Source organism: Streptomyces umbrinus (assembly GCF_030817415.1).
Taxonomy (GTDB): Bacteria; Actinomycetota; Actinomycetes; order Streptomycetales; family Streptomycetaceae; genus Streptomyces; species Streptomyces umbrinus_A.
This window is the reverse complement of sequence record NZ_JAUSZI010000002.1, coordinates 12,232,955-12,248,246: the sequence shown is the minus strand read 5'-3', so window position 1 is coordinate 12,248,246 and position 15,292 is coordinate 12,232,955. Positions and strand designations below refer to the sequence as shown.

Annotated in this window: 14 protein-coding genes; 8 read left to right on the top strand and 6 right to left on the bottom strand. The window is 69.4% G+C overall.

Annotated elements, in window-relative coordinates; genetic code table 11:
- Positions 1–125: 125 nt before the first annotated feature.
- The 7 genes from fxlM (at position 126) to QF035_RS54920 (ending at position 8,570) form a co-directional block, all read left to right on the top strand.
- Positions 126–1,331, top strand: a complete 1,206-nt coding sequence (gene fxlM / locus QF035_RS54950) for a methyltransferase, FxLD system (RefSeq protein WP_307530744.1) — start codon at positions 126–128, stop codon at positions 1,329–1,331.
- 64 nt (positions 1,332–1,395) lie between these two features.
- Positions 1,396–1,575: an FxLD family lanthipeptide gene (locus tag QF035_RS54945; protein ID WP_307530742.1), complete on the top strand. Its 180-nt coding sequence runs from the start codon at positions 1,396–1,398 to the stop codon at positions 1,573–1,575.
- Between the two features lie 126 nt (positions 1,576–1,701).
- Complete coding sequence (locus QF035_RS54940) at positions 1,702–4,563, top strand: lantibiotic dehydratase (RefSeq protein WP_307530740.1); 2,862 nt, start codon at positions 1,702–1,704, stop codon at positions 4,561–4,563.
- Entirely contained in the window at positions 4,560–5,798 is a 1,239-nt protein-coding gene (locus tag QF035_RS54935; protein ID WP_307530738.1) for a lanthionine synthetase C family protein, read from the top strand. The genes QF035_RS54940 and QF035_RS54935 overlap by 4 nt, the downstream gene beginning before the upstream one ends.
- 22 nt (positions 5,799–5,820) lie before the next feature.
- Positions 5,821–6,651 (top strand): thiopeptide-type bacteriocin biosynthesis protein, encoded by an 831-nt coding sequence (locus QF035_RS54930; RefSeq protein WP_307530736.1) that lies wholly within the window; start codon positions 5,821–5,823, stop codon positions 6,649–6,651.
- Positions 6,635–7,729, top strand: coding sequence for a hypothetical protein (locus QF035_RS54925; RefSeq protein ID WP_307530732.1), 1,095 nt, complete (start codon positions 6,635–6,637; stop codon positions 7,727–7,729). Before QF035_RS54930 ends, QF035_RS54925 begins: the two co-directional genes overlap by 17 nt.
- A 217-nt stretch (positions 7,730–7,946) precedes the next feature.
- Positions 7,947–8,570 carry a hypothetical protein gene (locus tag QF035_RS54920; protein ID WP_307530731.1) on the top strand — a complete coding sequence of 208 codons (624 nt, stop codon included), beginning with the start codon at positions 7,947–7,949 and terminating at the stop codon, positions 8,568–8,570.
- Between the two features lie 64 nt (positions 8,571–8,634).
- Here the strand turns inward: QF035_RS54920 and QF035_RS54915 are convergent, their stop codons facing one another.
- Together QF035_RS54915 and QF035_RS54910 are read right to left on the bottom strand one after the other, a co-directional pair.
- A complete protein-coding gene (locus tag QF035_RS54915; RefSeq protein WP_307530729.1) occupies positions 8,635–8,775 on the bottom strand; it encodes a hypothetical protein in 141 nt (46 codons plus the stop codon).
- Positions 8,776–8,938: 163 nt separating this feature from the next.
- Complete coding sequence (locus tag QF035_RS54910; protein ID WP_307530727.1) at positions 8,939–9,382, bottom strand: hypothetical protein; 444 nt, start codon at positions 9,380–9,382, stop codon at positions 8,939–8,941.
- Positions 9,383–9,713: 331 nt separating this feature from the next.
- Between QF035_RS54910 and QF035_RS54905 the strand changes: the two genes are divergently transcribed.
- Positions 9,714–10,550, top strand: coding sequence for a pentapeptide repeat-containing protein (locus QF035_RS54905; RefSeq protein WP_307530725.1), 837 nt, complete (start codon positions 9,714–9,716; stop codon positions 10,548–10,550).
- A gap of 24 nt (positions 10,551–10,574) precedes the next feature.
- Here the strand turns inward: QF035_RS54905 and QF035_RS54900 are convergent, their stop codons facing one another.
- The 4 genes from QF035_RS54900 to QF035_RS54885 are packed head-to-tail and all read right to left on the bottom strand — an operon-like array spanning position 10,575 to position 15,121.
- Positions 10,575–11,339: a TatD family hydrolase gene (locus QF035_RS54900; RefSeq protein WP_307530723.1), complete on the bottom strand. Its 765-nt coding sequence runs from the start codon at positions 11,337–11,339 to the stop codon at positions 10,575–10,577.
- Positions 11,323–12,597 (bottom strand): hypothetical protein, encoded by a 1,275-nt coding sequence (locus QF035_RS54895; RefSeq protein ID WP_307530721.1) that lies wholly within the window; start codon positions 12,595–12,597, stop codon positions 11,323–11,325. The genes QF035_RS54900 and QF035_RS54895 overlap by 17 nt, the downstream gene beginning before the upstream one ends.
- Positions 12,594–13,424 carry a hypothetical protein gene (locus tag QF035_RS54890; protein ID WP_307530719.1) on the bottom strand — a complete coding sequence of 277 codons (831 nt, stop codon included), beginning with the start codon at positions 13,422–13,424 and terminating at the stop codon, positions 12,594–12,596. Before QF035_RS54890 ends, QF035_RS54895 begins: the two co-directional genes overlap by 4 nt.
- A complete protein-coding gene (locus QF035_RS54885; RefSeq protein WP_307530717.1) occupies positions 13,424–15,121 on the bottom strand; it encodes a KAP family P-loop NTPase fold protein in 1,698 nt (565 codons plus the stop codon). Before QF035_RS54885 ends, QF035_RS54890 begins: the two co-directional genes overlap by 1 nt.
- Positions 15,122–15,292 lie beyond the last annotated feature (171 nt).

Genomic DNA, 15,292 nt, shown 5'->3' with positions numbered 1-15,292 from the left:
ACCGAGTGCTGCCGCTCCGGCGGCGCAAAGCCACCTCCCAGCGATGACGGCCTGGCTAGCGTCCTCGCTTGACCACCAAGCCGGCTGCCGCAAGCACCAACCTCCCAACAGAAGTGGGTAATCGGATGACTACCATTGATGAACCGCATGTCCACGATCCCGACGCGCTACGCGCGGACATGGTCCGTGCACTCCGTGACCAGGACGCGATCACGTCCGAACCGGTCGCCGCTGCCTTCGCCGCAGTGCCCCGGCACCGGTTCGCACCGGACGCGCCCCTGGACCTCGCCTACGACCTCCACCGCACCGTTCCGGTCAAGAAGGACGAGCACGGCCTGGACATCAGCGTGATGTCCGCCGCTCATCTCCAGGCCGTGATGCTGGAACAGGCCAACATCGAGCCTGGCATGAAGGTCCTGGAGATCGGTTCCGGTGGCTACAACGCCGCGCTCATCCAGGAACTCGTAGGCAGCGACGGAGTCGTCACCACGGTCGACATTGACCGTGACATCGTCGACCGCGCCCGCCTGTGCCTGGACGACTCCGGGTACGGCCAGGTGAAGACGGTCCTCGCCGACGGCGAGACCGGTGTCCCTGACGGAACGCCGTACGACCGGATCATCGTCACCGCAGCCGCGTGGGACATCCCCCCGTCGTGGATCAGTGGGCTCACCGGGAACGGCAGGCTCGTCGTCCCGCTGACGGTACGCGGCACGACCCGGTCGATCGCGTTCGACCGTGATGGTGAGGGTCTGGTCAGCCACTCCTATCGTCTGGCGCGTTTCGTGCCCATGCAGGGTGAGGGAGCTGCCAAGGAGTCCAAAGCGGTGCTGCGGGACGGCGTCGCCGTGCAGACCGACGACGTGCGGGTACGCCTCAACGCAGAGGCTCTGAACCATGCTCTGGACACCCCGAAGATGGAGAGCTGGTCGGGGGCGGCCTACGACCTGCCCGACGAGCTGGAGCTGTACCTCACGCTCCAGCTGTCGAGTGCGGCACGGCTACACGCGTCCAAGGACGTCGTCGAGAGCGGGCTCGTGGACGCATCAGCCCTGCTCGGTGTGCCGGCGCTGGTCAGCGAGGACAGCATCGCCTACCGCATCCGCCGCGAAAACGAGGACACCGGCGGTTTCGAGAGCGGCGTGGTCGCTCACGGTCCGCAGGCCGAAAGCCTCGCGGACGAATACCTGAATCTGCTTCGGCGCTGGGCTCAGGACCACCGCCGCCGGGGAGCGGCAACGATCAGGTTCCTGCCGGGTCCTGCTCCGTCCCCTCTGCCCCAGGACACCGTGCTGAAGCGCCACGGCATCGTCGCGGTGTCCTGGCACTAAGACTCCGGGACCCGCTTCCGGGCCCCGGAACCATGCACCATCACTCACTACCGAGGAGGAATGCATGACCGTTCAACTGGAGAGCCCGGTTACTCAGCCGGTCGCCCACCAAGGGCCCGGACAGGACGACTTCGACCTGGACATCACGATCGTCGAAAGCGGCCCCGCCGCGGACCAGCTCATCCGTCTGACGAGCGACGGCTGCGGTTCGACGTGCGCGACCGCGTGCACGAGCTGCCCGTAGCACCACCAACCCGCGTTTGTCGCGGTGCCCGGCCGCGCCCGCCCCATGGGCGCGGCCGGGCACCACACGCCACAGGAGGGGTGTGTGTACCGCTACGTTGATGCAGCAGTGATACGGGCAGCCGCATTGAGCTCCGACCGTCAGGTGGTCTGGCCGGAGTTGACCGGCCAGACCGCAAACACGGCATCGTGGCGGGCGTGGCTGCAACAGACCTGGCAGGCAGCTGACTTCGCGACCGCCGTCAAAGCTGCGAGCCCGGACCTCGCGAATCGAGTGGACCAGGTCTGTGCCGGCCAGCCGCTACCGGAGTCCGCTGTACGCCGCACGGTGCTGTCCGTGCTGCGCTATCTGCTGCGGGCCCACACGCGTGCCACTCCGTTTGGTCTGTTCGCCGGGGTCGCGGCCGCGCGAATAGGCACCGCCCCCGCGCTGCGCAGGGGCACCAGGCACCAGTCAGCCGCCAGACCCGACGCGGCATGGACCACGAGCCTCATCGGCCGGTTCGAAGAGCACAGTGGGCTGCGGCCCCATCTGATGCTGCTCGCCTCCAGCCTCGTCATCGAGCGCGACGGCTACGTGGCAATTGAGCACCGCCCACATGGCACGCGCGACGGTGCTCCGGAGCACGTGCAGATACGCGTGACCGGACCGGTCCGCGAAGCCCTGGACAGCGCGCGGACTCCGATTCTGTGGAGCGACCTCACCGCAAAGCTCTTTACCAGCTTCCCGACCGCGCCGCCCACCGCGATTGAAAAACTGCTCGCGGGCCTGGTCAGACAACGATTCCTACTCACCAGCCTCCGCCCGGCGATGACGGCCACCGATCCCCTCGCAGTCCTCCGCATGCACACGCAGCATCTTGTGCCCGCAGAGACAGCAGAGGTGCACGAGGCCCCCAAAACCGCGCTCGACCTGCGGATGGACTGGGACCTGGTCGTCCCGGAGACGGTGGCCCGGGAGGCGGCAGCGGCAGCCAAGGCGCTCACCCGTCTCGCGCCCCGTGCGGCGCTGACCGGTTGGACCGAGTGGCACAGCCGGTTCCTTGCGCGGTACGGGCCAAGGGCGCTCGTCCCCGTCGTGGACGCCGTCGACGCGCTCGGATACCCACCCGGGTACCTCGGGTCCACCACCGCGCCGGCGCCCTCCCCGCTGCCCGACCGCGACAGCCGACTCATCAAGCTCGCCCACACCGCCGGGATGCAGCGCCGCCTTGAAGTCGAACTCGACGATGCCGCCCTTGAGAACCTGGCCACAACAGATCCTGGCCACTGCGTCCAGCCGAGCACCGAGGTGACGGTCCGCATCGACGCCGCGAGCGTTCCGGCACTGCAACAGGGCAAGTTCACCCTGCACGTCGTCGGGGTGGCACGTTCGGCCGGAACAACAACCGGCCGCTTCCTGGGCATCCTGGACGACGCTGATCGGCGCCGCATGGCTCGGGTGTACGCAGGCCTGCCCGGAGTGCACCCGGGCGCGCTCGTCGCGCAGATCAGCTCTACCCCGCTGTCCGGACCCGCTGAGAACGTCGCGCGCGCCCCGCAGACAACCGAGTTGGTGATCTCGCTCGGCGACTACCAGGGCTCGGATACCAGCCTCATTCCCATGGCGGACCTTGCGGTGACCGCCGACGCCGAACGGCTGCACCTGGTCTCGCTCTCCCACCGGCGCCCGGTGCACACGTTGCTGCTGAACGCCGTAGACCTGGGCTACCACACCCATCCGATGGCCCGGTTCCTGGCCGAGGCGCCCGTCGCGCTGGCCATCCCGTGCACTGGATTCATGTGGGGCACCGCCGCCTCCAACCTGCCGTTCCTGCCCGCCCTGCGCTACGGACGAACGATCCTGTCCCCGGCCCGCTGGCTCCTCTCCAAAGACGACCTCCCCGCCGCTTCAGAACCGTGGCCGCAGTGGGACGAGTCCCTGGCCCGATGGCGCCGCAACGTGCATCTGCCCGAACGGGTGTACCTGAGCGAGGCCGACCAGCGCATCGCCCTGGACCTGACGGAGCCCTCACACCGGGCCCTGCTGCGCACCCACCTGGACCGCGACGGCAAGGTGACACTGCACCCCGCACCGGAACCCCAAGACCTGGGCTGGGCCAGCGGACACGCCCACGAAGTCGTCATCCCCCTGACCGCAGAACAGAATGTTGCCCCCGTCCGGGCAGCGGGCCCCGTCGTCACCCGCGAGCACGGCCACCTGCCCGGCTGCGGCAACCGCATTTACCTCCAACTCCATGGACACCGCGACCGGCAGAACCCGCTTTTGGCCCGGCACCTGCCGACCCTGCTGACCGAACTGGGCGACCCTCGATGGTGGTTCGTCCGCTACCCAGACCCCGGCGACCACCTCCGCATTCGTCTGACCTGCGCACCCGGCACACTCGGCTCCGCCATCGAGCGCATCGGCGAATGGACCCAGCAGCTCCGGCACAGCGGCCTGATCACCCACTCCAGCGTGGAGACCTACCACCCAGAGACCGCACGGTTCGGCGGCCCCGCAGCGATCGACGCCGCCGAGCGGTACTTCGCCGCCGACTCCACCGCCGCGCTGGCCCAACTCGCCGCCCAGGCCCGGAAGAACGCACCGGATGACCGTGCAATGACCGCCGCGAGCATGGTGGACATCGCCACCGGCCTGCTCGGCGACGACGCCGAGGCGATGAACTGGCTCATCAAGCACACACGCACCGACCAGGCCGCTCCGCCCCGCGCCGTCTACCGCCAAGCCGTCGACCTGGTGAACGCCGAACCTTCAGGCCTGGACGAGGACGTCACCACCGCCTGGTCCGCTCGCCGCACGGCACTGGGCGCCTACCGCCACGCACTCAAGGACACGACCACGCACCCCCACGACTTGCTGCCGGACCTGCTGCACCTCCACCACGTCCGCGTGCGCGGGCCGGGACTGCCCGAGGAGCGCACCCACCTGCACCTGGCCAGAGCCGCCGCCCTGAGCCGGACCGCGCGAGCAAGGAGGACACCATGACCACGACAGCCCCCGCCGTGCTGTCGACCGCCGACCAGATAGCCCGCGCGCTGGCCGACCCGGGCACCGCGTGGCCCAGCGGCCGGCCCGACGGCGTTCGCGCCTGGCCACAGTCGCTCGCCGGAGGAGCCTCGGGCATCGCCCTTCTGCACATCGAGCGAGCCCGGACCGGCCGCGGCGACTGGGACACCGCGCACACCTGGCTGACCACGGCCGTGCACGGCCAAGTGAGCGCAGCGGCCAACGCGAACCTGTATTTCGGCGCTCCCGCGCTGGCGTTCATCACACACCAAGCGGCCAGCGCATCGAGCCGGTACCTGCGCGCCCTGGAACGTCTGGACACGGCGACCTGTGCCGTCACCCGGAACCGCCTGGCCGATGCCCACCGGCGAATCGACCGCGCCGAGCGGCCCCCAATGGAAGAGTTCGACCTGATCCAGGGCCTGTCCGGGCTGGCCGCGTACCACCTGAGCCGCCATCCCCATCACGAGATCACCCGGGACGTCCTGGCCTACCTGGTGCGCCTGACCGAGCCCCTGCCCGACCCGGCCGGACTGCCGCCGTGGTGGATGAATGTCGCACCCACGGGCACGCCCCACGCCGACTACCCTGGCGGGCACGGGAACTTCGGGCTCGCCCACGGCATCGGCTCCGCCCTGTCCGTGCTGGCCCTGGCCCTGCTCCGCGACCTCAGCGTTCCCGGCACGGCCGATGCTGTGGAACGGATCTGCACCTGGACCGACCAATGGTGTCACGGCGACGAGACCACTCCGTGGTGGCCGGGGTATATCTCGATGCAGCAGGTGACCGACAACCGCGTCCATTCCGGCCTTCGCCCCCGCCCCTCCTGGTGCTACGGAGTCAGCGGCACCGCCCGCGCCCAGCAGTTGGCCGGACTCGCCCTCCAAGACCCCGAGCGCGTGCAGGCCGCCGAGAACGCGATCCTCGCGACCCTGCGCGACCCGCTTCAACTGGACAAGGTCCCCGAGATCGGGCTGTGCCACGGCCTGGCCGGACTGCTTCACGCCGCGTGGCGGATGGCCACCGAGACGGGCAATACCGAGATCACTGCAGAGTTGCCGCGCCTGGCCGACCGTCTGATCACCGCGCTCGACCAGGACGGCCATGCCCCGGAACTCCTCGACGGGGCCGCCGGAGCGGCTCTCGCCCTGCACACCTACGGCACGGATAGCGCACCCGCACCGCACTGGGACACCTTCCTCAGCCTTGCGTAACCCCCCCCCGGAGGCCCGCCTCATGAACTCACCGCCCTGGTGCCAGGCCAACGTGGCGTTCCCGGACTGGGAACGCGCCGAGACCATCGCCTTGGCCCGACTCGCCCCGCTTCTACGCGCCGCAGAGGACGAAGGCGCCGTCACGGCGTGGTTCATCGTCCGCAAACGCCCCTGCTGGCGCGTGCGCTACCTGCCCGCCGCCGACGGGCAGGACCTCATTGGCCGGGGCCTCGACGAGCTGATGGCTGAGGAGGACATCACAGCGTGGACGGAGATCATCTACGAACCCGAGGTCCACGCGTTCGGCGGAGCCGAAGCCATGGCATCCGTGCACCGTCTCTTCCACCGCGACAGCCGCAGCCTCATCGGCTTTCTCCAGAGCGACGCTGGCAGACATCGACGCGAGACATCTCTCATGCTGTGCAGCCTCATGATGCGCTCCGCCGGACTGGACTGGTACGAGCAGGGAGACGTCTGGGCGCGCGTCGGCGCGCATCGCGCACTGCCCGCCGACAAGGAACGCGACAACGAAAACCGACTGCACGCCGCCGTACACCGGCTGCTCTCCGTGAACGGCGAGGACGTGATGCGCGCGGGTGGACCACTGGCCCATGTCGCCGAATGGGCCGACGCCTACACCGACGCCGGCAGGGAACTGGCCCACCTCACGGACTCCGGACAACTGCACCGTGGCCTGCGCGATGTCCTGGCCCATCATGTGCTTTTCGCCTGGAACCGGATCGGCTTACCCCATGACACGCAAGCCACGCTCACCGCCGCCGCGAAGACCGTCGTCTTCGGCCCCGACCCCACTACCGAGAGGAGCGCCGCAGACAGTGTGGACGCTCCCTGACGCCGTAGCCCAGCGCTTCCCACTCGTCGCCCGTCCCCGCCCCACCTGCCTCCCTCTGCCCCAGCGCGTGCACGCGCTGGCCGAACTCGCCGACACTGCGGCGAAACAGGGCGACCCGAGCGTGGCCTCTGCGGTCTACAACCAAGCCGCCCTGATCGCCTCCGACATCGGCGCCCCCGCCACCGCCCGCGCAATGTGCCACCAACACGCCACCGCCTACCTCCACGCCCGCCCCCTGCCGGGGATGACCGCGATCCGGGCCCTCGAACCCGTCGTCAACCTCGCGCGACTCCAAATCCGCGCCGGACACGCCGACGGCGGCCGCCAGCGCCTCCTCGCCCTGTACGACGCCGTCAGCACCGGCGCCCCCGCACAGTTCGACGGCATCGCCGTACCGGCCGACCTCACCACCAGCCCCGAGGACCGCCAAGAAGTCCGCGCCTGGCTGTGGCGGGTCCTCCTCGCCGACGGAACACGAACCCTCACGACCACTGGCCGCTGGGCCGAAGCACTCGCCCACATTGAGGAACACCGCGGCGTCGGGCAGAGAATGTTCGACGGCCGCCAGGTCGCCGTCCTCGCCGCTCTCACCACAGGTGACACGCTCAGAGCCGAGGAACTCCTGGCTCGCACAGCTCCCGGGGAGTCATGGGAGGACGCCGTCACGGGCTGCCTGACCGTGCTGAGCCGCCGGGCAGCCGGCCAACCGTTCCACCGCCAGCTGCAGGACTTGGCGGCCGCCTACCTCGTCCGCCGGGACGAGCAGGGCATGACCGTCTTCAACACCCGGCTCGGCCTCACAGTGCTGGACGCGATTACCTCCCCCGAGGACCCTGCCGCGCGCCAGGTAGCCACGGACCTGCACCGCCGGGCAACAGAGGCGACCGACGGATACGCTGCCCGGGAACTCCTTGGGCACCCCTCGTTGACCACCCTGATGTCCGATCGGGAGACGCAGGACTGCCGTGCTCTCCTCCGCACCTGCGCGCTCGGCACGGGCACCTTCCCCGCTGATCTACACGACGAGGTGGAGGCCGCCTTGCGCATCAGTGACCGCGTCATCCGGAGTGTGGTGTGAGTAGTTGAGGCACTGTCCTGCCTTCACGGCAGAGTGACACATCACTCAGCAGGAGCATCCGGTTCCGCTCATGCGTACTATCTCTAGATTCCGGCAGGCTGCCGCAGTGGTGTCCTGCGGGCCATCCGGTCACCACAGACGGAATATCTCCATCCACTGGCGCATTCGGTTCCGGCTCTTCACCACCGTGCTCGCGCACTGCAGAAAGGCCCATGTCATGTCTGAAATCCAGGCCAGCAGTACAGAATTGACGTCGCAGTACACCGCCCAGATCACAGGTGACCTGGAGCGCAACACCAAGGAGCAGGAACGTATCGGGGTGGTAGTGGAGGCCCTGCAGGAGCAGCTGCGCACCTTGCAGCATGACCACACGGTGCTGGTGAACATGCAGCAGGCGCTCGGCGGCGCGAGCCCCGCCGACGAGGCGGCCACCAAGACTGCGGTGTCCGTGCCCCGCCAAGCTGCTGCCGAGCCCAAGCGCAGCAGGCCGAAGAAAACAGCCGCCGCGGGTGCAGGCAAGGCGGCGACCAAGAAGCCCACCGCCGAGGCCCCGTCCGCAAAGGCATCCAAGACAGCCGGCAAGCCGTCCCTCGTCGATCTGATCCGCAACCACCTCCAGCAGCAGAACGAGCCGCGGTCGGCGGCCGAGATCTCCTCCGCACTCACCCAGGCCCACCCCGACCGCACCATCAAGACCACCGTGGTACGCACCACGGTCGAAGGGCTGGTCGCCAAGAGCCACGCCCACCGCACCAAGCAGGGTTCATCCGTCTTCTACACCGCCGCCACCGCCCCGCAGTCCGCCAAGGCCGAGCCGCAGCCGGAGACAGCAGCCGACTGAGCAGCCACCGGAGCTCCCACGACACAACCACCAGGCCTGGCTCCGGTGTCGCCGGGCTGGAACGTCAGTGTGAGGGGGCCAGGCGGCGGGCCGCGGTCCGCGACTGTGCGGGTGTCGAGCACACCAGGTAGCGGATCTTGCTCGGGTCCTGTCCCATGGCCTCGGCGGCGGCGGTGCTGCTGTAGTCGAGCAGGCAGTGCAGCACCAGGGCGTCGTACTGCAGAGCGGGGCAGTCGCTCAGCGGTGGCGGGACCGGGCGCTGGTTCGCCGGCCAAGTACCCGCTCGCCGCCTGGAGTTGCATCGCGGCGATGCCCGGTAAGCCGGGCGACAGCGGGTTGTCTCCTCTTGCGCGTTCAGGGGAGCAGGGTCACTGGTAGAGGAAGTCCGCCTGCCACCGGGACAGGCCGACGACGAGGGTGACGGCGGTGTCCGCCGCTTCGCGGCGCTGTGCTGTTGTGCGGTGGATGCAGGCGGTGTCCTTGATCCGCCCGTGTGCGCCGTACTGCCGGGCCAGTGCGCGGAAGGTGGCCGAGGCGCGGAACGGGGCGCCTGGCGGCTCGATGCCGGCGACGAGCTCCGGCGGAATGCCGCAGTAGGTTTCCGACGTCAGGAAGCAGGCCCAGGACACCAGCTCCAGCATCGCTCGCGCATCGCCCGCGACACGGTCCAGCAGGGCGGGCCGGCACTGTCGGCAGTCGTCCATGGTCGCGTAGGTCAGCCGGTCCAGTACTTCGGGAAACGGTGCGGGCAGTTCGCATATGAGGTGTGCCCGGGGACGGCGGGTTGGACCGTAGTCTCTGCGCCGCGGCATCGTGCCGATGGTCGGCGCGGTTCGTCTTGTCCATGGGCTCTCCCGCAACAGGCCTGCTCCCTGGTACCACAGCTCATCCTTCCGGGCCTTCACTCCCGGTGGCGGAAAGTCACGAACCCGCTGCGCGGCGGCAGGTCTTGCGGTAAACACCTCCGCGCAGATGGCCACGAACAGGCTGACCCTGCACGCCAGTTGCGGATCCTCCCGCATGCGCACACGTCCAGGACGGCCGGCGGCATGCGGAGGCGAAGGCACTTCCTGCGCCCTGGGGACTGGTGTGCGGGCGGGAGCGGGTCGCCCTCGGTGCGGTGGACGCGATAGAAGCCGGGTCATGAGGTTGAAGAAGGTGTGGCCAGCCGTGACGGCTGTGCTGGGCGTGGCCGGGCTGGCTGGAGTGCTGGTCGTGATGTTCACTCCGCTGAGCCGGCGCTTGGCGCGCTGGCTGGCCGGGCAGGACTGGTCGTCGATGGACGGCGCGGCCCGGTCGGCGGCAGTGGGACAGGTCCGGCTGGCCGTGGTGCAGGTCGTTGCGGCCGTCGGTGCCGGCGTCGCCCTGATCTATACCGCCCGGTCCTACCGGCTGAGCCGTCGCGGGCAGGTGACGGACCGTTTCACGAAGGCGCTGGAGCGGCTGGGGTCGGCTGAGTCGTATGTGCGCATCGGGGGTGTTCTGGCGCTGGAACAGATCGTCCAGGATGCTCCTGACCAAGGGAGGCATGCCGCGCGGGTGCTGAATGCGTTGGTTCGAGACCGCACACAGCCTGCCGGTACGCCGGGTGGTCTGGCGTCCGTGCGGCTTCCGGAGAAACCCGGCGAGTTGGTTCAGGAGGCGCTGCGGGCGCTCACCGCACCTGGTTCACGGCGCCGGGGAGGTTCCTGGCCGCCGGTCGATCTCGCAGGGCGTCATCTCGCGAAGGCCCGGCTGCCGGGGGCTGACCTGCGGGGGGCTCATCTTCAAGGGGTGACGCTCAATGGTGCCGTTCTGTGTCGGGCGCAGCTCGACGGTGCGGATCTGGCGGATGCCGATCTGGCGGGGGCGGACTTGTCCGACGCGCGGGGGTTGACGGTTGAACAGGTTCTTGCAGCCCGAGGTTTGCACGGCTGTGTGCTGCCGGAGCCCGTGCGCAGTGATCCACGGGTCGCCGAGCGGGTCAGCCGGAGTGAGTGACGCCGGTGGCTCGCGGGCTGCGGGTCAGGCTTCCAGGGCCCAGTCCGCGACGTGTTCGGGAAGCCTGTCCAGGACGTGTGTGCGGGTGGTCAGTTCGCGCAGGTTCTGCCAGAAGCGTCGTCTGAGGTGTTCCGGTGTGACGCCGTGGAGTTGGGCGAGCCGTTGTTCGAGCCGGTCGATGTGGCCGGGGCGCGCTGCGCCGGTGGTGCGTCGGCTGGCCGGGAAGTCGGTCTCCGGCAGCAGGCAGGCCAGGGGCAGGGAGGTCAGGATGTCGTCGGGCATGGCGGCGTTGACGGAAAAGTAGGCGCCCAGGTCGATGGCACGTTGCCGCTCGGTGGGGCCGCCGAGGAACCAGTGCAGGATCATTCCGGGGTGCGGCTGGTCGGTCAGCAGGTCGAGGAGGGGGCCGGTCCGTCCAGTACTGTGCAGCGACAGCAGGACGGGCTGGTCGCGTGCTGCATTCAGGATCTGGGCCAGTACGGTGCGCTGCCGCTCGAGATTGCCTCGGCGGTCGAGGCCGACTTCCCCGATGAGGCAGCTGTGCCGCAAGGTGGCACGGAACTGCTCCAGGTCGAAGGCATCGAGCGCTTCGGGAACGCCGGGATGTACGCCAGATCCCCACACCAGGCGCGCGTCGGCGCGCCGGCCGGCGCGGTGTGCTTCGGCCGGGGTGCGGGTGACGGCGAAGACGACGGCTCCGTTCAAGGCGTCGATCTGCGCGGGGGTCACATCGGGTGCGATGTGGGCGTGGCAGTCGAGCGGTGGCAGTCCTTCAGGGAGGCGGGACATGGTTCAGCTCCTGCAGGCCTCGTTGGCACAGGCCCACGACGGCGTCGAGGTCGGTGTCGGGGGGAAGTTCACCAACGGCGAGGATGTCGGTGTCGTCGATGCCGCGGGCGATGGCCTGCCGCACGTCGTGGACGTCTTTGCGGCGGCGCTCCAGCAGCAGCTGGTGTGCTTGGCCGGTGAGGTGATCAACGAGGTAAGTAGTGGGATCGTGGTGGGGGACCGCGGTGAATGCTCCCCGGCGTACCAGGCAGGCCAGGCACAGGCCGCAGTTGAGGGTGGGGTCTCCGCCGGGGTACCAATTGCCGTCGAGCTTGCTGCACGAGAGGGTTTCCGCTCCCGCCTGCAGCAGGGACGGGCCCGCACGGTCCAAGGCCCGTGCCAGGAGCTGTCCCTTGGTGAGGTAGGCGTAGGGGTTGGCCAGCGTCACCGGGATGTCCAGGCTCGCCAGGAGCTCGTTGATGCAGGCGAACGTGCCCGGATGGGTCGAGCGGGTGGACAGGGCGCCGCCCCGGGCGGCGGTCAGGGGCGGGTTGATGCTGGTGAAGCCGTTCTCCGGAACGGTCACTTGCGGGCTCGAAGCGCCGGCGGCGACCGCTGAGGCCAGGGCGGCGAAGAGCAGGCTGCGGCTGCGAGAGGAGGATTCCGCAGCGGTGTGGGTCTGGCAGAGCTTCACGCTGAGGTGGCGCAGCGGCTGTCGTGCACGGTTGCTGAGCCAGGCGCTGGTCTGCTGCTGGGCGTGGCGGATGACGGTGCTGCCGTCGTAGTGGCTGAGGTGGATGCGCCGTGTCGTGTCGCCGAGGTGGTCCGCGGCGCCGCACAGGGAGTCGAGCCCGCCGCTCAGGAGCATCACGTCGTCGGCGTCGGGCACAGGCGCCGGAGGGTGGCTGCCGGGGATGGCGGGCACGGCGTGCAGGTGCCAGGCGTCGCCGGTGAGCCAGGACAGCAGTTCTTCGGCGAGCCGGCCGGAGGCGGCGTTCCAGGGAGCGGGGTCGACAGTGTGGACGGTGAGGTCGATGGTGCGCGTGAAGGTGGTGATGGGGCGGCGGGCGCTGCGGTCGGCGGGGTAGGCGGAGGCGGCGATGCGGACGAGGTCGGCGGCGGCTGCCGGTGCGGGGCCCAGGAGGTCGAGTTCCCAGCCAAGGGTGCAGGTGACGGTCGGCGTGGGGCTGTCGGTGCGGGTACGGGGCCAGCGCAGGGCCAGCGCGGAGGGCTCGTGCTGCTGTCCGTCATGCGGCAGTACTTCGTAGGCGGTCGTCATGAGCGTCCTGCGTGCAGAATACGCAGTGCCTCCCTCGTCACTCTCGCTGCTGTGGCGGTGAATTCCTTGACGGTCATACGGCGTGTGTCAGGCACCGAGATGTGGCGTACTTTGCGCTGCAGCCAGGACCGCAGCCAGCCCTGTTTGCGGACGGCCTCCTCGGGGGTGAGGTTGTCGCTGGCTTTTTGGGACTGGAGCTCGACCAGGCCGAGTTCATAGATCCAGTCGGCGACAAGACTGCGCAGGCTGTCTTCCGGGGTGGGCGGCTCGGCGGCGAGGAGGACATCCTTGACGTGCTTGACGGTGGCTCTGCGCAGGGCCGCCTCGTCGGGGTGCCCGGCGTCGCCGAGGACGGCCTGCAGGATGCGGGAGATCTGGGTGCGCCGTGGCAGGCCGCTCAGCTCGGTGAAGTCCAGGCCGAGTTCGCGCAGTTGCGTGGCATCGCCGTTGCGCAGGGCGTAGGCCCCCGCGAGGGCCGCGGCACCGCGCGAGGAACCCTTGAGTACCTGGCGCTGCGATCCGCCACCGACACGGCCCGGGCCTGCCGCTCCCCCAGCCCCTCCCCCGCCGCCGCGGGCCGGGGCGATCAGGGCGGAGAGCGGATAGCCTCCGGCCGGCACCGTGCCGTGGTCCGCGTCATCCTTGTTCAGCGCGTTGGCCAGCGCCTGCACAACGTCGTCGAGGAACTGCTGCTGGCTGTCCGGCAGGTCCGTGGTGTCCGGGGAGTTGGCGGATCCCGTTCCGGTGGCGGGCAGAGCGTCGAAAGCGTCATGGGCCGCGCTCCATTCGGCGGAGCCGCTGCCTCCATAGGAGCCCGAGGTGCCCATCAGGGGCCCTCCTGTTCCACTTTGGCTGCTTCCCTCACCATGGGGTCGATGTCCGTCGCCTCTGCCAAGCGGACCGCCAGGTCGCGCAGTTCCCCGCTGTCGCTGTCGGCGATGTCCAGGGCGGAGCCGGGGGTGAGATTGCTGCGCATGTCCCACAGACCGTCGGCGATGCGGCGGCGCAGATCCTCGGTGGCGTTCGCGATGTACAGGAGGGACTCCACTAGCGGCTCGCTCTGCTGTTCCCTGCGGCCGCGCTCCAGCAGGGCCTCGACGACGGCCTGCTGCTCCGTGACCGGGCGGGCCGTCACCTCTTGCTGCGCAGTGCGCCGGTGCGGCTCCGACTGGCCAGCGAGGTGGGAGACCCAGGTGACCTGTTCCTGGGTGAGGGAGGCGGCCGCGGTGAGGCTCACCAGGGAGGCGGCCAGGCTGAGATAGGGGCCGATCGGGGCGGTGGTGAGATCGGGTTCGGACGCGGCCCAGTGCCTGCTCGCCTCACTGACCTGGTCCGGTCTGTCGTCGCGTTCCCCCTTCCCCCAGGCCTGCCAGTGCTGAAGGAGTTCACTGCGGGCGGCGTCCTGGAGTTTGACGAGGGTCTCGAAGTCCTTGCCCGGGCTGTCTTCCAGCAGCATGAGCTTGACGATCACCGAGGGGTCGATGCTGATGCCCTGGCTCTCGGCGATCCGGGTCCGCAGGGCGAACGCGTTGAGGAAGCGTTTGATGCTGCGTGGGCTTCCGGACCGGTCGGCCGACAGACCGGTGGCCAGCCGGTCGGCAAGGGCGAGCGAGGCCCCGTCGGGCTGCCACGGAAGATTCTGCAGGTCCGACAGGACTGGGGACTGCCCCGCGGCACGCCGCTGCTGGGCGTGCTCGACCAGCCGTGTGTAGTGCTCCAGCGAGCATTCGTGCGCCGAGAGCAGCAGCGTGATGAAGGTGGCTGCCTCGTCGGCACCGATCCGCGGCAGCGACAGCGGCACCTGGACGATCTTCTCCAGGTAGCGGTGGGCGAACCGCTCACTCCGGCCCGTGGCGTCCAGGCTCGCTGCGATCGACTCGCGCACCATGTCCTGGTCCGCCGCCAGGACGAACGCGACCTTCTCCACCGACAGGAACAGTTTGATGGCCTCCAGCGTGGCCATCACCGCGTCGGGCAGACAGCGGTCCAGGTCGTCGACGAGCACGACCAGGCGCTTGAGCTGTGTCAGGTCCTTGAGCAGACTGGCGAACTCCTTCCGGAAACCCGCCAGGCTCCTGGGATCGCTCTTCGAGCGGGGTGTGGGGGCCTCGACCAGGTCTGCGGACTGAGCGACCAGCGATCCCTTGGACAGGCTGACCGCAACGCGTGACCAGCTCACCCGCTCAAGAAGCCCATTGATCCTGTCCGGCAGGCCGTCCTGCGCCTTGTAGGCCGTCAGGAGATCCTGCAGGACTTCACCGATCACGCCACCGCGCACATCGAACTGGTCGTCGAACTCCCAGGGATCGAGACGGATCACCCGGTAACCGTCTTGCGCGTCCAGCTCCTTGTGCAGCAGCCGCAGCACCGTCGACTTCCCGCCGCCCCAGGGAGCGGCGATCCCGATCGTCACCGGGTCCAGGTACGGGAGGTCGAGTGTGGTCACCACCGTGTCGACGATGGATGCGAAGCCCAGCAGGTCCACACCCGTGGGATTGTCGTCCCACAGTCTCATTTCACTCATCACACGTCCCCCAGCCTGCTGCAGTGCTCCGCCAACGCCGCGCGCACAGCTCACTCGGTGACCGGAACACCCCCGGCCAGCCGGACAGGCCTCCGCATGTGCCACCGGCCCCTGTGCCGTCACCGCCCCGGGCATCACACGGGAGCCCCGGGGCGGACACCCTGGCCGCGC